Annotated in this window: 13 protein-coding genes and 1 riboswitch; of the genes, 4 read left to right on the top strand and 9 right to left on the bottom strand. The window is 71.4% G+C overall.

Annotated features, from left to right (window positions below; all coding sequences use genetic code 11):
- The first annotated feature begins 421 nt into the window (after positions 1-421).
- Positions 422-1,534 carry a septation protein SepH gene (sepH, locus tag NOO62_RS29925; protein WP_268773904.1) on the top strand — a complete coding sequence of 371 codons (1,113 nt, stop codon included), beginning with the start codon at positions 422-424 and terminating at the stop codon, positions 1,532-1,534.
- Positions 1,535-1,637: 103 nt separating this feature from the next.
- Here the strand turns inward: sepH and NOO62_RS29920 are convergent, their stop codons facing one another.
- Positions 1,638-2,465 carry a sulfurtransferase gene (locus NOO62_RS29920; RefSeq protein WP_268773903.1) on the bottom strand — a complete coding sequence of 276 codons (828 nt, stop codon included), beginning with the start codon at positions 2,463-2,465 and terminating at the stop codon, positions 1,638-1,640.
- 399 nt (positions 2,466-2,864) lie between these two features.
- On the opposite strand from NOO62_RS29920, the gene NOO62_RS29915 reads away from it, so the two are divergent.
- Positions 2,865-3,590, top strand: a complete 726-nt coding sequence (locus NOO62_RS29915; protein ID WP_268773902.1) for a VOC family protein — start codon at positions 2,865-2,867, stop codon at positions 3,588-3,590.
- A 1-nt stretch (position 3,591) separates the two neighbouring features.
- Here the strand turns inward: NOO62_RS29915 and NOO62_RS29910 are convergent, their stop codons facing one another.
- The 4 genes from NOO62_RS29910 to NOO62_RS29895 form a co-directional block, all read right to left on the bottom strand.
- Complete coding sequence (locus NOO62_RS29910; protein WP_268773901.1) at positions 3,592-4,254, bottom strand: thymidine kinase; 663 nt, start codon at positions 4,252-4,254, stop codon at positions 3,592-3,594.
- Between the two features lie 71 nt (positions 4,255-4,325).
- A complete protein-coding gene (locus tag NOO62_RS29905; RefSeq protein ID WP_268773900.1) occupies positions 4,326-5,513 on the bottom strand; it encodes an alkaline phosphatase family protein in 1,188 nt (395 codons plus the stop codon).
- Positions 5,513-6,100 (bottom strand): DUF5998 family protein, encoded by a 588-nt coding sequence (locus NOO62_RS29900; RefSeq protein ID WP_268773899.1) that lies wholly within the window; start codon positions 6,098-6,100, stop codon positions 5,513-5,515. Before NOO62_RS29900 ends, NOO62_RS29905 begins: the two co-directional genes overlap by 1 nt.
- Before the next feature lie 50 nt (positions 6,101-6,150).
- Positions 6,151-9,096, bottom strand: a complete 2,946-nt coding sequence (locus NOO62_RS29895) for a bifunctional GNAT family N-acetyltransferase/acetate--CoA ligase family protein (RefSeq protein WP_268773898.1) — start codon at positions 9,094-9,096, stop codon at positions 6,151-6,153.
- A 155-nt stretch (positions 9,097-9,251) separates the two neighbouring features.
- Here NOO62_RS29895 and NOO62_RS29890 point away from each other — a divergent pair, with 155 nt between their 5' ends.
- Positions 9,252-9,533 (top strand): HPr family phosphocarrier protein, encoded by a 282-nt coding sequence (locus NOO62_RS29890; RefSeq protein ID WP_030021209.1) that lies wholly within the window; start codon positions 9,252-9,254, stop codon positions 9,531-9,533.
- Positions 9,534-9,680: 147 nt separating this feature from the next.
- Here the strand turns inward: NOO62_RS29890 and NOO62_RS29885 are convergent, their stop codons facing one another.
- The 4 genes from NOO62_RS29885 to NOO62_RS29870 form a co-directional block, all read right to left on the bottom strand.
- Positions 9,681-10,367, bottom strand: coding sequence for a GntR family transcriptional regulator (locus NOO62_RS29885; RefSeq protein WP_268773897.1), 687 nt, complete (start codon positions 10,365-10,367; stop codon positions 9,681-9,683).
- Between the two features lie 210 nt (positions 10,368-10,577).
- Positions 10,578-11,381, bottom strand: a complete 804-nt coding sequence (locus tag NOO62_RS29880; RefSeq protein ID WP_268773896.1) for a M23 family metallopeptidase — start codon at positions 11,379-11,381, stop codon at positions 10,578-10,580.
- Positions 11,382-11,393: 12 nt separating this feature from the next.
- Positions 11,394-11,556, bottom strand: a riboswitch (cyclic di-AMP (ydaO/yuaA leader).
- Between the two features lie 219 nt (positions 11,557-11,775).
- Positions 11,776-13,161, bottom strand: coding sequence for a M16 family metallopeptidase (locus NOO62_RS29875; protein ID WP_268773895.1), 1,386 nt, complete (start codon positions 13,159-13,161; stop codon positions 11,776-11,778).
- Positions 13,158-14,504, bottom strand: coding sequence for a M16 family metallopeptidase (locus NOO62_RS29870; RefSeq protein ID WP_268773894.1), 1,347 nt, complete (start codon positions 14,502-14,504; stop codon positions 13,158-13,160). The genes NOO62_RS29875 and NOO62_RS29870 overlap by 4 nt, the downstream gene beginning before the upstream one ends.
- A gap of 224 nt (positions 14,505-14,728) precedes the next feature.
- On the opposite strand from NOO62_RS29870, the gene NOO62_RS29865 reads away from it, so the two are divergent.
- A complete protein-coding gene (locus NOO62_RS29865) occupies positions 14,729-17,185 on the top strand; it encodes a DNA topoisomerase (ATP-hydrolyzing) subunit A (protein ID WP_268773893.1) in 2,457 nt (818 codons plus the stop codon).
- Positions 17,186-17,198 lie beyond the last annotated feature (13 nt).

Below are 17,198 nucleotides of genomic sequence, written 5' to 3'. Positions count from 1 at the left end.
GGACGTATGGGCGAAGTGATTAGTTCCGTTTCTGCCGTTTCCGTGAAGTGCGCCACCCGCGCACGCGCGGCGCAGGGCAGGGGCGGGCGCCAACTCCCGCCCTCCAAGAGAAGTTCGGCGGCGCGGCGGTCCACCCGCGTGGCCCGAATGGAGTACTGTTGCGAGCCCTGGGTCCGGTCTCCCGCCAGGGTGCCCGGGACCTTGCCAGGACCGCCGGGTGGGGGGCTCGCTGCACAGGGTGACGAACGTCGTCACTTAGCGTTGCGAAAAGGTAACCGTGCCATAACGGCGATCCAGGGCCCCTGCCCGACACGCCGGGCAACTCGGCAAGGTTGTGGCAGGCTGCACCCGGGCAGGCCACACTCGACTAGCGGAAGCAGCGACGCACGTGACGTCGGCAGGCACCACCCGGGAGGTCCCCATGCCCGAACTGCGTGTCGTGGCCGTCAGCAACGACGGCACACGGCTGGTGCTGAAAGCTGCGGACAGCACGGAGTACACGCTTCCGATCGACGAACGGCTGCGTGCGGCCGTCCGCGGCGACAGGCCCCGACTCGGACAGATCGAAATCGAGGTGGAGAGCCACCTCCGCCCCCGCGACATCCAGGCACGTATACGAGCCGGTGCCAGCGCGGAAGAAGTGGCCCAGCTCGCGGGCATCCCCGTCGACCGCGTCCGTCGCTTCGAAGGACCCGTGCTCGCCGAGCGCGCCTTCATGGCGGAGCGCGCCAGGAAGACTCCCGTACGCCGCCCCGGCGAGAACACCGGACCCCAGCTCGGCGAGGCCGTCCAGGAACGGCTCCTGCTGCGGGGCGCGGACAAGGAGACCGTCCAGTGGGACTCCTGGCGCCGTGACGACGGCACCTGGGAAGTCCTGCTCGTCTACCGCGTCGCGACCGAGCCGCACTCCGCGTGCTGGACGTACGACCCGCCACGGCGGCTCGTCCAGGCCGTGGACGAGGAGGCCCGTTCGCTGATCGGCGAGACGGACGACATCGCCGCGCCCGAGCCCAGCTTCCCGTTCGTGCCGCGCATCGCCCGGCTGCCAAGGGACCGCCCCTCGGACCGGCCGCTCGACCGTGCCCTGGACCGTCAGCTGGACCGCCCGAGCATCCCCGCGCCTCCCGCCGATCCGCCGGAGGAAGGGGTCGGAGCGGGCGCCGCGGTCGCCGAACAGGAGCGCGACTCCCTGACCAGCCTCCTGGAGGCGGTGCCGAGCTTCCGCGGCGACATGGTGGTGCCCGAGCGCCCCTCGGCGGCCACCGCGGAACTGCCGCCGTCCGTCACACCCGTCGCGCCCGTCTCGGAGGAGCCCGAGCAGGAGCCGGACGCCGAGGAGCCCCCGGCCGCAGCCGGAGCGGGCGCCGCCTACGCGGACGTGCTCATGCCGCGTTCGGTGGCGAGCCACCGTGACCGGCTCGTCGGCTCGACGGACCGTCAGGCGGAGGCCGACGGTGTGCGACCGGGCCGGCGTGCGGCGGTCCCGAGCTGGGACGAGATCGTCTTCGGCACGCGCCGCAAGAAGCAGGAGTAGCCGCAAACCAGCCAGTCTCTATGGAGAGGGGGTCCACACCGCGCGGTGTGGACCCCCTCTCCATAGAGCTGCCTTGGAGACGGCCTCAGCGGCCCGAAAAGCGCTACTGCGGGTCCGGTCCCGTCGCCACGGGACGCGCGGAGTCGGCCGACCACTCCGACCACGAGCCGACGTACAGCGCGGCGGGAATGCCCGCCACGGCAAGGGCGAGCACCTCATGGGCGCCCGAGACGCCCGAGCCGCAGTAGACGCCGATCTCCGTGGTGTCGGCGGCGCCCAGCTTCTCGAAACGCTCCGCCAGCTCGGCGGCGGACTTGAAGCGACCGTCCGAATCGACGTTCTCCGTAGTGGGCGCCGAGACCGCGCCGGGGATGTGTCCGGCCACGCTGTCGATCGGCTCCACCTCGCCGCGGTAGCGCTCGGCGGCGCGGGCGTCCAGGAGCAGGCCGGAGCGGGCCAGGGCCGCGGCGGAGTCCGCGTCCAGCAGGTCCTTGCTGTTCGGCGCCGGTACGAAGGAGCCCTCGGCGGGAGCCGCACCCGCCCCCTTCTCCAGCGGCCCCGTCCATGTGTCGATACCGCCGTCAAGGACGCGCACGGCCGCGTGACCCGTCCAGCGGAGCATCCACCACAGACGTGCCGCCGCCCAGTTCTGGCCACCGTCGTACACCACGACGCCCCGGTCCTCGGAGACCCCGGCCGCCCTCATCACGGCGCCGAAGCGGTCCACGTCGGGCAGGGGATGACGGCCTCCGGCACCAGCGGGGCCGGCCAGGTCAGCGTCGAGATCGACGAACGCGGCCGATGGGATGTGGCCTTCCTCGTACGCGGAGCGCAGCGAGCCCTCGTGGTGCCAGCGGACGTCGAGCAGGACCGGCGGATTCTCGCCCGCCAGCTCGCTGGCGAGTTCGGATGCGGAGATGATGGCATTCATGGCCCCATCCTTGCGTACGGGGTAGTCGCGCCGCCAAGGTCCGGCTACCCTGCTCCGCCGGACACGGCCGAACACGGGGCGTATGGAAACATGCACGCCCTGTTCGATGCACGGACATCGCCCGGCATTCACGCGTTCACGGATGAGAAGCAAGAAATCGGGCATCTACCGCGGGAAGCGGATGGTGCGGCGCGGCTACCGCGCGCACATGCGAACAGGAACCGAGCGGCCGACACGAAGGCCGAGGAGAGGGTGACGATGACCGAGGCGCGGGCGAATGGGGTCTCCCCTGAACAGAGCTCGGCGGAACAGAGCTCGTCGGACCCCTTCGGGAAAGTGCGGCAGGACAGCGGGGGGACGGGCCGGCACAGGCCCGGTACGCCCTGCTGGGTGAGCCTGATGACGCGCGACCTGCCCGCGACCCAGGAGTTCTACGGGTCACTCTTCGGGTGGGAATTCCGGCCGGGCCCCGAGCAACTCGGACCTTATGTGCGGGCCCTGCTGGACGGCCAGGAGGTGGCGGGCATCGGCCGACTGCCCGCCGACCGCCACCTGCCCATCGCCTGGACGACCTACCTGGCGACGGACGACGCGGACGCGACGGCGGAGGCGGTGCGCCACTGCGGCGGCACGGTCGGCGTGGGCCCGCTCGACGCGGGCGACGCGGGGCGTCTCGCGATCGCGTCGGACCCGATGGGCGCCGTGTTCGGCCTCTGGCAGGCGGCGGCCCATCTGGGCACCGCGGTGGTCGGCAGGCCGGGCACGCCGACCTGGAACGAGCTCCTGACGCTGGAGACGAGCAGCGTCGTCAAGTTCTACCAAAACGTTTTCGACTGCACCGTGGAGGCCGTCGTCTCGGCGGACCTCGACTACGTGACGCTGCACGTGGACGGCCGCCCGGTCGCGTCCGTGCACGGCCTCGGCCAGGCGCTGCCGCGCGACCGGGGCCCGCACTGGATGACGCACTTCGAGGTCGCCGACGTGGACGAGGCGGTGGAGCGGGTCGTCGAGCTCGGCGGGCACGTCATCAAGCCCGCCTGGGAGGCGTCCTACGGCCGGATGGCGACCGTCGCGGACCCGGAGGGCGCGGCCTTCACCCTCGTACGTTCACGGGTGGACGCCTGAGTCAGACGCGGGCGGCGGCCGTGTCGACCGGCAGCACGTCGGGCGACAGGGCTCCCGCGCGCGCGGTCGCCGCCGTCGTCCTGCGCCGGTGGTGACGGCGGCACAGCACCTCGTAACCCACCTCGTCCGGCGACTGGTTGACATCGCCGACGACCACCTGCGCACCCTCGACGACCATCTCGCCGCCTATGGTGCGGGCGTTGTGCGTGGCGCGTGCGCCGCACCAGCAAAGGGCCTCGACCTGGAGCACCTCGACGCGGTCGGCGAGCTCGACCAGGCGCTGCGAGCCCGGGAAGAGCTTGGAGCGGAAGTCCGTGGTGATGCCGAAGGCGAAGACGTCCAGGCCCAGGTCGTCGACGACCCTGGCGAGCTGGTCGATCTGGCCCGGCGCCAGGAACTGCGCCTCGTCCGCGATCACGTAGTCCGCGCGGCCGCCCTGCGAGAGGTGGTCGACGAGGTGGGCGTAGAAGTCGAAGTCGTCGGCCGCCTCGACCGCGTCGGTGACGAGACCGAGCCGGGAGGAGAGCTTGCCCTCGCCCGCGCGGTCGTCCCGCGTGAAGATCATCCCCTGGAGTCCGCGGGCGGAACGGTTGTGCTCGATCTGCAGAGCCAGCGTGCTCTTTCCGCAGTCCATCGTTCCGGAGAAGAACACCAGCTCGGGCATGGGGAGTGGAAAACCTTTCGGGGCGGACGGGGAGGCGGGGCGGACGGGCGGCGCGGGAGGGCGGAACCCGGTCAGGAGCGTACTTCGAGGAGCGGGACGAGCTGCTCGACGGGGGTCATCGAGCCGTGCATGCCGACCAGAGAGGACTCCTTGGGCTCACGCTCCGAGGCAATGATCGCCACGTCGTCATGGGCCGCGGCGACCACATCACCGATGCGGTCGTACACACGTTGATCAATGTGTGGACCGAACCAGCCCGCAGCGATCGCCTCATCACGTCCCGCAACCCAGAACTGCTCGCCGAGCACCTCGCGCCACACCGTCAGGACGTCGTTCGCGGCGCCCGGCACCGCGTACACGTGACGGGCACGGCCTTCGCCGCCGAGGAGGGCCACACCGGCGCGCAGCTCCCAGTCCTCGTCGAAGTCGATGCGGGACGCTTCGTCGAAGGGGATGTCGATCATGCCGTGGTCCGCGGTGACGTACAGGGCACTGCGCGGCGGAAGCCGCTCGGCGAGGCGCTGGACGAGCCGGTCCACGTACATGAGCTGGCCGCGCCAGGCGTCGGAGTCGACGCCGAAGCGGTGCCCCTTGCCGTCCACTTCCGCGTAGTACGTGTAGACCAGCGAACGGTCCCCGGCGGCCAGTTGCTTCGCGGCGAGGTCCATGCGGTCCTCTCCGGAGGCCTTGCCCCGGAAGGTGCCGCCGCTCAGCGCGACCTTGGTGAGCGGGGTGTGCTCGAAGGTCGGCGAGGAGACCTGCGCGGTGTGCACGCCCGCTTCGTGGGCGCGCTGGAAGACAGTGGGGTACGGCTGCCAGGCGTGCGGGTCGGTCCACGGGTTCCAGCGCAGCTGGTTCATCAGCTGACCGGTGGCGGGGTCGCGGACCGCGTAACCGGGCAGGCCGTGCGCGCCGGGCGGCAGGCCCGTGCCGACCGAGGCGAGCGAGGTCGCGGTGGTGGCGGGGAAGCCCGCGGTGACGGGCCGCCCCGTGCCGCCGCGCGAGCTCTGCAGCAGCGAGGTCATGAAGGGTGCCTCGTCCGGGTGCGCCTTGAGCTGCTCCCAGCCCAGGCCGTCGATCAGGAAGACGCAGTTCCGGTCGGCCGGGGCCAGTTCGGGGATGACGGGCGCGAAGCCGTCGACGCCCTGGTGGGCGACGAGCGTGGGCAGCAGGTCGGCGAGCGAGCCCGTGCCGTACGCGGGCACGGGAGCGGTGTCGAGGGCGAGCGGTTGTACGTCGTCCCAGGCAGGAAGGGACATCAGCGGGCGGTGTCCGCGGTCGCTTCGGACAGGGCCTGAGCGAAGGCGAGCGTCTGCCGCACGGTGTCGGGGCCGTCGCCCGCCTCGCTGACGCGCAGGCTGAGGTCGTCGGCGGTCGAGCTGCCCGTGTACCCGTGGTCCGCCTCGCAGTTGGGGTCGCCGCAGGCCGCGGGCTCCAGGTCGATGCGCGACACGGCGCCCCAGCCGATGGTCAGGACGACCTCACGGGGCGGGGTCCCGGGAACGTACTTCTCGGGGTTGGCGACGACGCGGCTGACCACGACCGACGAGATGCGGCCGATCTTGACGGACTCCGTGGAGGTCGTCGCGTACGGCGTCGGGGACGTGCTGTCCGCCGCCTGCTCGTCGGTGTGGCTGACGATGAAGCGCGTGCCGGTCAGGACGAGGACGGTGACGTGCCGCCGCACTTCATTGGCGTCGAACGTCGTCTCCTGGTGGACCAGGTACGACCCGATGGCCTCGCCGCCGATCGCGGCCTCCACCGCCTCGGCCACGAGGGCCGGGTAGTAGCCGCTGCGCTCGATCGCCGCGCGCAGCCCCTGGGTCGTCGTACCGGTCTTTGCCATGCCGTCCATCCTACGGCCCGGCGCGGGGCGCACGGTGCCCCGTGGGCGCCTCAGTAGCCGGGGAGGGTGCGCGGGCCCAGGTCGTCGCGGGCGGGCGGGGGCGCGAGCCGCACGGAGGCGTCGAGCACGGAGAGGCCGCGCTGGGCGACGACCACGGTTTCCAGGGAGACACCGACCACCTCGGGGTGGTCGTCCACGAGCCGGGAGACCCGCTGGAGGAGCTCTTCTAGGGCTGGGGTGTCGACGGGCGCCGAGCCGCGCCAGCCGAACAGGAGCGGCGCGGTCCTGACGGACCGGACGAGAGAACCCGCCTCGCGGTCGGTGACCGGCACGAGACGGTGAGCGGTGTCGCCGAGCAGCTCGGACGCGGCGCCCGCGAGGCCGAACGAGAGCACCGCCCCGGCCGCCGGATCGATGACCGCGCGGACCACGGTGTCGACACCGCGCGGCACCATGCCCTGGACGACGGGCCGCAGCTCGGCGGGCTTGCCGAAGGCGTCCGTCAGCTCCTGGTACGCGCGCCGCAGTTGTTCCTCGTCTGCGAGGTCGAGGCGCACACCGCCCAGGTCGGCGCGGTGGCGCAGGTGCGGGGCCGTGGTCTTCAGGGCCACGGGGTAGCCGAGGGTCCGCGCGGCTTCGGCCGCCGCGTCGGGATCGGGCGCGGTAAGCGCTTGCCGTACGTGGATGCCGTACCGCCCGAGCAGTTCGTTGGCGTCGGCCGGGGCGAGGGTGAGCCCGCGCGGGTCGCCGTCCGCGGCGAGCAGCTCCTCGATGCGCCCCGCGGCGCCGTTCTCGTCGATGTCGTCGTACTCGTGCACCCGGCCGGGCTCGGCGGCCTCGCGGCGCCACTGCGCGTACTTGACGGCTTCGGAGAGGGCACGGACAGCGCGCTCGGCGGCGGGGTAGGCGGGGATGCGGTACTGGTCGGGGGCGGGCGGCTCGGGGGTTTCCGGGGTCGGCTGCTCCACGAGGACGGGTGGCTCCGTAGAGCCCGGTGCCTGCGCAGGGCCCGGTGCCTCCGCAGAGACCGGCGCCTGCGGCTCCCTGCCGGTCGGCGGGGTGGGCGCGTCAGGTCCCGTGCTGGTCGCGGCGGCCAGCGCCTCGGCGAGGCCGCCGAGCTCCACGTGCACCACGGCCACCGGCTTCGCCGGGCACCCCGCCGCCGCGGCCCGTAGCTCCGTGGCGAGGGTCTCGGGGTCGGTCGTCGCGCCGTCCTCCCCCACCCACGGGATCGCGTTGACGATCACCGCGTCGCAGCCGTCGTCCGACAGCGCCTCGGCGAGCGCGGTGCGGAAGTCCGCCGGGGTGGCCCCGGTCGTCAGGTCGCGCGGCCGATGCGGCCGCAGTCCGTCGGCGACGCACGCGTCGTACGTGAGGAGGCCGAGCGACTCGGAGTTGCCGAGGATGGCCACGCGGGGCCCGGACGGCAGCGGCTGCCCCGCGAGCAGCAGTCCCGCGTCGACCATCTCGGTGACGGTGTCGACGCGGATCACGCCCGCCTGGCGCAGCAGCGCCGAGACGGTGGCGTGCGGCAGCCGGGTCGTCCGGACGGCGTGGCCGGTCGGCGCGATGCCGCTGTGCCGGGCGCCCTGGACGACGACCAGCGGCTTGGCGGTCGCCGAACGCCGCGCGAGACGGGTGAACTTGCGCGGATTGCCGATCGTCTCCAGGTACATCAACGTCACGTCGGTGTCCGGGTCCTCGAACCAGTACTGGAGGAGGTCGTTGCCGGACACGTCCGCGCGGTTGCCGGATCCGACGAACGTGGAGAGGCCCGCGCCCCGGCGGTGCAGTCCGGAGAGCAGGGCGATGCCGATGGCGCCGGACTGGGTGAACAGGCCGATGCGTCCCCGCGCGGGGGACTGCGGGGCGAGCGAGGCGTTGAGCCGCGTCTCCGGAGAGGTGTTGATGACACCGAAGGCGTTCGGGCCGATGATGCGCATGCCGTACGACCGGGCCTGGCGCACCAGTTCCCGCTGCCGCTCGCGCCCCTCCACGCCGCTCTCCGCGTATCCGGCGGACAGCACGACGAGGCCGCGCACCCCGCGTTCCCCGCACTCGGCGACGGCCTGCGGGACGCGGTCGGCGGGCACGGAGATCACCGCGAGGTCCACGGGTTCCTCGATGTCCGCGACGGAGCGGTGCGCGGGCACCCCGTCGATGTCCGCACCCTCTCGGCCGCCCTCTCCGGAGACGCCGCCCGCGGAGGGGCCCTCCAGGGAGACGCCCTCTACGAAGGCGCTGTTCACCGCGTACAGGCGCCCGGTGTAGCCGGACTCCTGGAGGTTGTTCAGGACGCTGCGGCCCACTCCGCCGGGCGCGCGGCCCACTCCGATCACCGCGACCGAGCCCGGCGTGAGGAGCCGCTGCACGGACCGCCCCTCGGCGCGCTGTTCGCGGGCACGCTGCACGGCGAGGGAGCGGTCGGTCGGCTCCAGGTCGAACTCGAGGCGGACGACGCCGTCCTCGAAGCTGCGCTTCTGCTGATAGCCCGCGTCCGTGAAGACCTTGATCATCTTGGTGTTGGCGGGCAGCACTTCGGCGGCGAAGCGTCGGATGCCGCGCTCCCTGGCGACGGCCGCGATGTGTTCGAGCAGCGTGGAGGCGACTCCCCTGCCCTGATGGGCGTCCTGTACGAGGAAGGCGACCTCGGCCTCGTCGGCGGGCGCGCTGGCGGCCATGCCGCGTTCGTCGATGCGGTCGTAGCGCACGGTGGCGATGAACTCGCCGCCGATGGTGGCCGCGAGTCCCACCCGGTCCACCTGGTCGTGGTGGGTGAAACGGTGCACGTCCTTGGCGGACAGCCGCGGGTAGGGCGCGAAGAAGCGGTAGTACTTCGACTCGTCCGAGACCTGTTCGTAGAAGCTGACCAGGCGGTCCGCGTCCTCGGCCGTGATGGGCCTGATGCGGGCGGTGCCCCCGTCGCGCAGCACCACATCGGCTTCCCAGTGCGACGGGTAGTCGTGCCGATCCTGCTGATCCGACGGGGTCTGCATGGGGCCAGGGTACGGGTCGCGCGGCCGCCCGGGCCGGGGCAGGCTAGGACAGGTCGAAGGGCGGCCGGGGCCGGGACGTCTGCCCGGCAGAGCACCCGTGACGGCATGAGACACTGGTCTAGACAAGTGTGAGACACCTGGAAGGGCAGCAACACATGGCTGAGCGCCGCGTCAACGTCGGCTGGGCCGAGGGCCTTCACGCCCGACCCGCCTCCATCTTCGTCCGCGCGGCCACGGCCGCCGGCGTCCCCGTGACGATCGCCAAGGCCGACGGCAACCCGGTCAACGCGGCTTCGATGCTCGCGGTGCTCGGTCTGGGCGCCCAGGGCGGCGAAGAGATCGTGCTCGCCTCCGACGCCGAGGGTGCCGACGCCGCCCTCGACCGTCTGGCGAAGCTGGTCGCCGAGGGGCTCGAGGAGCTTCCGGAGACGGTCTAGGACACGTTCCTCGCATTACGTCGATGGGGTCACCCGGAATTCCGGGTGACCCCATCGACGTATGTACGGTCCTGAATAAGCCGGTACGGTCCTGAATAAGCCAATCAATTCGCGCACATCGTCGGGCATTCACATACGGCGCCTCCGTTAATTGCGGAGGCTCATATTGTTTACGGCATGTTGCGAATCCCTCACATGGCCGCCCCGGCGCGCGGGGCGCAACCGGTGGGACGCACGCGTCCGTTCGACGTGCGCCGCCGTGAGCGCCCTCGCCCGTTGCGCGTCCCGGCGGGCGACCGCGTCGACGATCGCCGCGTGCTCGGACCAGGACTCGCCCGGCGCCGCCGAGGGCTCGACGACGTACATCCAGGCGATCTTGTGCCGCAGCGGGGTGAGCAGCGCCGTGAGGCCGGGGCTGCCCGACGCCTGGGCCAGCGTCTCGTGGAACCAGCCGCCCAGCGAGCGCAGATCCTCCCCACAACCCCTCCTCGTGCGCTCCTGGCCCAGCCTGACAAGTCCGCGCAGGACTTTCAGGTGTGCGTCCGTGCGGCGCTGCGCGGCGCGGGCCGCGGCGAGCGGTTCGAGCAGCGTCCGGACCTCCAGGAGGTCCGCGGCTTCCTGCTCCGTCGGCTCGGCGACACACGCGCCCGCGTGTCTGCGGGTGACGACGAAGCCCTCGGCCTCCAGCGTGCGCAGAGCCTCGCGCACGGGGACGCGGGAGACTCCGTAGCGCCGCGCGAGGAGTTCCTCGGTGAGCTTGCCGCCCCTTTCGTACACACCGGCGACTATGTCGTCCCGAATGGCCGTGCATACCGAGTGCGCGGGAACGCGCATGACCGGACCTCCGCTTTGATCCCCGCGCAACGCGGTCGACCGACGCTCGTTCCGTGACTCTATTGCAGGGCGCCGGGATTTCCGACGGCGGGACGGAATTCATGGATATCTTTTGGCCAAGAACACGGCGGCCCGGAACGCCGAAAGCCCCGGCTCACGAGGAGCCGGGGCTTTCGGTTCGGTGCTTGGCCGCTGCGGGGGCCGCGTCGGTCAGACGTTGACGCCGTGCGAGCGGAGGTACGAGACCGGGTCGATGTCCGAGCCGTAGTCCGCGCCGGTGCGGGCCTCGAAGTGGAGGTGCGGGCCGCTGGAGTTGCCGGTGGACCCGGAGAGGCCGATCTGCTGGCCCGGGGTGACCGTCTGGCCGACGGTGACACCGAGGGACGACATGTGGCCGTACTGGGTGTACGTGCCGTCGTTCATCTTGATGACCACGTTGTTGCCGTAGGCACCGCCCCAGCCGGCCTCGACGACGGTGCCGGAGCCGACCGCGTGGACCGAGGTGCCGGACGCGGCGTGGAAGTCGACACCGGTGTGGCTGCCGGAGGACCACATGGCGCCGCCGGTCTGGTAGCCCGTGGAGACGTACGAGCCGGAGACCGGGGAGACGTAGGTGTTCAGGCGCTTGCGCTCGGCCTCGCGGGCGGCGCGCTCCTTGGCCTCGCGCTCCTTCTTGGCCTTCGCCTTGGCCTCGGCGTCGGCCTTGCGCTTCTCCTCGGCGGCCTTCTTCTTGGCTGCCTCTTCGGCCTTCTTGGCGGCAGCGGCGTCGTCGGCGGCCTGGCGCTGCGCGGCGGCCTGCGCGTCGATGCTCTCGGCGAGCGAGTCACCGACGGATATCGCCTGGGTGAGTCCGGTGTGCTCCACGGCCGCTTCGTCGGCGGCGGCGAGCGCGGGGCCTGCGAGGCCTCCGATGACACCGGTGGTGGTGAGCGCCGCGACACCCGCGACGTTCGCGGTGGTCCGCGTCATGCGGCTCGGACGACGGTGCTTCCCGGTGGCACGGGTGAACGCCATGTGGCGGGTGTTCCTTTCCTTCCCTCTCGCCTACCGGGTTAGCTGACGGGTTCGGAGCAGGAAGGTCTCCTACGAGTCCCTCGCCTCACGGCAAGGTTCCCGATTCACCCCAGGGGACATGTGGGTCCCCGGCTCCCCTGGCTCGCGCCGTACGGGGACTCGGCGATGACTGCCCGGTGCCGCGGATGCGGCGTACTGCGCGACGGACAGCCGGGTCGACGCTAAGCGGGGCGTCTTTCATTCGACAAACAGAACGCGACTTTTGTAGCGCACGCCACACGCCAGACAGGCAACCACTATATGAATCCGGACATATGAGGACCCCGGTGACCGAAACGGGTCACCGGGGTCGCGATGCGTCCTGACTGTGGCTCAGCGCGGTCGCTGCCGCCACTCAGCCGGTGACGACGCTCACTTCGCCGATCCCGAGCGCCCTGACGGGCTCCTCGATCTGCGCGGCGTCCCCGACCAGGACCGTCACCAGCCGGTCGTCCGGGAAGGCGTTCACGACGGCCGCAGTGGCCTCCACGGTGCCCGTGGCGGCCAGCTGCCGGTACAGCTGCGCCTGGAAGTCGTCCGGCAGGTTCTGCTCGACCTGGTCGGCGAGCGTCGCCGCCACGGAAGCCGCCATCTCGTACTTGAGCGGCGCCACGCCCACCAGGTTCTGCACGGCCACGTCACGCTCGGCGTCGGTGAGCCCCTCGGCGGCGAGGGTGCGCAGCACCTTCCAGAGGTCGTCGAGCGCCGGTCCCGTGTTCGGGGTGTCCACGGAGCCGCTGATGGCGAGCATCGCGGCGCCCGTCCCGTCCGGGGCGGAGCGCAGGACCTGGCTGAACGCCCGTACACCGTAGGTGTATCCCTTCTCCTCGCGCAGGACACGGTCCAAGCGCGAGGTGAGGGTGCCGCCCAGGCAGTACGTGCCGAGGACCTGGGCCGGCCAGACGCGGTCGTGCCGGTCGGCGCCGACCCGGCCGATCAGCAGCTGCGTCTGGACCGCTCCGGGACGGTCCACGATGACGATGCGGCCGCGGTCGTCGGCGGTCACCGGCGGCACCGGGCGCGGCTCGCCCGGGGAACCGGTCCAGGCGCCGACGGTGTCCGTGAGGATGGCGTCCAGGTCGGTGCCCTCGAGGTCGCCGACCACGACCAGGGTGGCCGTGGCCGGGCGGACGAACTTCTCGTAGAAGGCACGCACCGCCGCCGAGTCGATGGCCGTGACCGTCTCCTCGGTGCCCTGGCGCGGGCGCGACATGCGCGACGTCGGCGGGAACAGCTGCCGGGAGAGCTCCTTGGCGGCGCGCCGCGCCGGGTTGGCGGCCTCGTGCGGGAGCTCGTCCAGGCGGTTGCGTACGAGCCGCTCGATCTCGCTGTCCGCGAAGGCGGGGGCCCGCAGTGCGTCGGCGAGCAGGCCGAGCGCCTTCGGGAGTCGGGAGACCGGCACCTCCAGGGAGACCCGCACGCCCGGGTGGTCGGCGTGCGCGTCGAGGGTCGCGCCGCAGCGGTCGAGCTCGGCGGCGAACTCCTCCGCGTCGTGCTTGTCGGTGCCCTCGTTGAAGGCCCGCGCCATGATGGTGGCGACGCCGTCCAGGCCCTCCGGTTCGGCGTCCAGGGGCGCTTCGAGGTGGACCTCTACGGCGGCGACCTGCTGGCCGGGGCGGTTGCAGCGCAGGACGGTCAGGCCGTTGGGCAGCGTGCCGCGCTCGGGGGCGGGGAAGGCCCAGGGCTTGGCGGTGCCGGCCTGGGGCTGGGGGTGGAACTGCATCGTCGCGGCCTCGGTCACTTCGCCGCCTCCTCTTCTTCCTCGGCACGCTCGTCGGCGCCTTCCACGGGCTCGTACACGAGCACCGCGCGGTTGTCGGGGCGCAGGCGGGCCGCGGCGACCTCCTGGACCTCCTCCGCGGTGATGTCGAGGACGCGCTGGACGGCCGTCAGGGCGAGCTGCGGGTCGCCGAACAGGACCGCGTACCGGCACAGTTCGTCGGCGCGGCCGGCGACCGTGCCGAGCCGGTCGAGCCACTCGCGCTCCAGCTGTGCCTGGGCGCGCTCCATCTCCTCCGGAGTGGGGCCCTCCGCGGCGAAGCGGGCCAGCTCCTCGTCGACGGCGGCCTCGATGACGGGCACCTCGACGTCACCCGACGTCTTCACGTCCAGCCAGCCGAGCGAGGGCGCCCCGGCGAGACGCAGCAGACCGAAGCCCGCGGCGACCGCGGTGCGGTCCCTGCGCACGAGCCGGTTGTAGAGCCGGGAGGACTCGCCGCTGCCGAGGACGGTGAGGGCGAGGTCGGCCGCGTCGCACGCGCGCGTGCCGTCCTCCGGGAGGCGGTAGGCGGCCATCAGGGCGCGGGCCGGGACCTCCTCCTCGATGACCTCGCGCAGCTCCTTGCCGATGCGCTCGGGCAGCGAGCCGTCGCGCGGCGGCTGCTTGCCGTCGTGGCCGGGAATCGACCCGAAGTACTTCTCGACCCAGGCAAGCGTCTGCTCGGGGTCGATGTCGCCGACGACCGAGAGGACCGCGTTGTTGGGCGCGTAGTACGTGCGGAAGAACGCGCGTGCGTCGTCCAGGGTGGCCGCGTCCAGGTCGGCCATGGAGCCGATCGGCGTGTGGTGGTAAGGGTGGCCCTCCGGGTACGAGAGAGCGGTGAGCCTCTCGAAGGCCGTTCCGTAGGGAACGTTGTCGTAGCGCTGGCGGCGCTCGTTCTTGACGACGTCGCGCTGGTTTTCCATCGACTCTTCGTCGAGCGCGGAGAGCAGGGAGCCCATCCGGTCGGCCTCGAGCCAGAGGGCCAGCTCCAACTGGTGCGCGGGCATGGTCTCGAAATAGTTGGTGCGCTCGAAGCTCGTCGTGCCGTTGAGCGACCCGCCCGCTCCCTGTACCAGCTCGAAGTGGCCATTGCCGTGCACCTGCTTCGAACCCTGGAACATCAGGTGCTCGAAGAGGTGAGCAAGGCCGGTACGCCCCTTGACCTCGTGGCGCGAGCCGACGTCGTACCAGAGGCAGACCGCGGCGACCGGGGTCAGGTGGTCCTCGGAGAGCACCACGCGCAGGCCGTTGGCCAGCCGGTGCTCGGTCGCTTTCAGGCCGCCGGAGCCGGCCTCGGCTGTGGCCGTGTGACCCATGGGCATGTACGTCCCTTCGATCGCTGGATCATCGCTGGATCAGAACAATTGCTGCCAGTCCTGACACTGTATGCAAGCGTGTCAGCACCTGACGAAGTTCCCGCTCCGCCCTCGGCGTAGTCACGGGTGACACCGCCGGTGCACGGGTCGTGGTCGGCGTTGTCAGTGGGACAGTCCACAATGGTCGGCGTCAGAACCCGCACTTGCTTGGTGAAGGAGCCGCAGCAGCGATGGCCCGCCGCAGCACGAAGACCCCGCCGCCCGACGACTCGTACGAGGAGAAGATCCTCGACATCGACGTCGTCGACGAGATGCAGGGCTCCTTCCTCGAGTACGCGTATTCGGTCATCTACTCCCGCGCCCTGCCGGACGCCCGCGACGGCATGAAGCCGGTGCACCGCAGGATCGTCTACCAGATGAACGAGATGGGCCTGCGCCCCGACCGCGGCTATGTGAAGTGTGCCCGCGTCGTCGGCGAGGTCATGGGTAAGTTGCACCCGCACGGCGACGCGTCGATCTACGACGCGTTGGTGCGCATGGCGCAGCCCTTCTCGATGCGCCTCCCCTTGGTGGACGGGCACGGCAACTTCGGTTCGCTCGGCAACGACGACCCGCCGGCCGCCATGCGGTACACCGAGTGCAAGATGGCCGACGCCACCTCACTGATGACGGAGTCGATCGACGAGAACACCGTCGACTTCGAGCCGAACTACGACGGCCAGGAGATGGAGCCGTCCGCCCTCCCGGCGGCGTACCCGAACCTGCTGGTCAACGGCGCGTCGGGCATCGCGGTCGGCATGGCGACGAACATGCCGCCGCACAACCTCGGCGAGGTCATCGCCGCCGCCCGACACCTCATCAAGCACCCGGGGGCGGACCTCGAGACGCTGATGAAGTACGTGCCGGGTCCGGATCTGCCCACGGGCGGCCGGATCGTCGGCCTCGGCGGCATCAAGGATGCGTACGAATCGGGCCGCGGCACCTTCAAGACCCGCGCGACGGTGTCGGTGGAGAACGTGACGGCGCGCCGCAAGGGCCTCGTCGTCACCGAACTGCCCTTCACCGTCGGACCCGAGAAGGTCATCTCCAAGATCAAGGACCTGGTCGGCTCGAAGAAGCTCCAGGGCATCGCCGACGTCAAGGACCTCACCGACCGCGCGCACGGCCTGCGCCTGGTCATCGAGATCAAGAACGGTTTCGTCCCCGAGGCCGTCCTGGAACAGCTCTACAAGCTGACGCCGATGGAGGAGTCCTTCGGCATCAACAACGTGGCTCTGGTGGACGGCCAGCCGCTCACCCTCGGCCTCAAGGAGCTCCTGGAGGTCTATCTCGACCACCGCTTCAACGTGGTGCGCCGCCGCAGCGAGTTCCGCCGCACCAAGAAGCGCGACCGCCTGCACCTGGTCGAGGGCCTCCTGGTCGCCCTCCTGGACATCGACGAGGTCATCCGCCTCATCCGCTCCAGTGAGAACTCCGCGCAGGCCAAGGAGCGCCTGATCGAGCGCTTCTCGCTCAGCGACATCCAGACGCAGTACATCCTGGACACGCCGCTGCGCCGCCTGACCAAGTTCGACCGCATCGAGCTGGAGTCCGAGCGCGACAAGCTCAACGGCGAGATCGACGAGCTGACCGGCATCCTGGAGTCGGACGCGGAGCTGCGCAAGCTGGTCTCCACGGAACTGGCCGCCGTCGCGAAGAAGTTCGGCACCGACCGGCGCACGGTGCTCCTGGAGTCGTCCGGCACCCCCGCCGCCGGTCCGGTCTCGCTGCAGGTGGCGGACGACCCGTGCCGGGTCCTCCTCTCCTCGACGGGCCTGCTGGCCCGCACGGCCAACGGAGAGCCCTTCACTGACGGCGACACCAAGCGCGTGAAGCACGATGTGATCGTCTCGGCGGTGCCGGCGACGGCGCGCGGCGAAGTGGGCGCGGTCACGTCCGGCGGGCGGCTGTTGCGCCTCTCCGTAGTGGACCTTCCCCAGCTGCCGGAGACGGCGAGCGCACCCAACCTCTCCGGAGGGGCGCCCGTCTCGGAACTGCTGTCCCTGGAGAAGGACGAGAAGCTGATCTGCCTGATGACGCTGGACGAGTCCTCACCGGGCCTCGCGCTCGGCACCGAGCAGGGCGTCGTCAAGCGCGTGGTCCCCGACTATCCCTCCAACAAGGGGGAGTTGGAGGTCATCACGCTCAGGGACGGCGACCGGATCGTCGGCGCGGCCGAGCTGCGCACCGGTGAGGAGGACCTCGTCTTCATCACGGACGACGCCCAGCTCCTGCGCTATCAGGCCTCGGTGGTCCGCCCCCAGGGCCGTCCTGCGGGCGGCATGACGGGCGTCAAGCTCACCGACGGTGCGAAGGTCATCTCCTTCGCGGCGGTGGACCCGGCGACGGAGGCGGTCGTCTTCACGGTGGCGGGCTCGCGCGGCACGCTGGACGACTCGGTGCAGACGACGGCCAAGCTCACGCCGTTCGACCAGTACCCGCGCAAGGGGCGCGCCACGGGTGGTGTGCGTGTCCAGCGGTTCCTGAAGGGCGAGGACTGCCTGAGCTTCGCCTGGACGGGCCCGACGCCGCCGCATGCGGCCCAGCGCAACGGCATGCCGGCGGAGCTGCCGGACATCGACCCGCGCCGTGACGGTTCGGGTGTCTCGCTCAAGAAGCCGGTGGCGGCGGTGGCGGGCCCGGTGTGACGGCAGATGTGAC

The organism is Streptomyces sp. Je 1-369 (assembly GCF_026810505.1).
In the GTDB taxonomy this organism is placed as follows: domain Bacteria; phylum Actinomycetota; class Actinomycetes; order Streptomycetales; family Streptomycetaceae; genus Streptomyces.
Note: the sequence above shows the minus strand (reverse complement) of the source record. Positions and strands in the feature narration are given on the sequence as shown.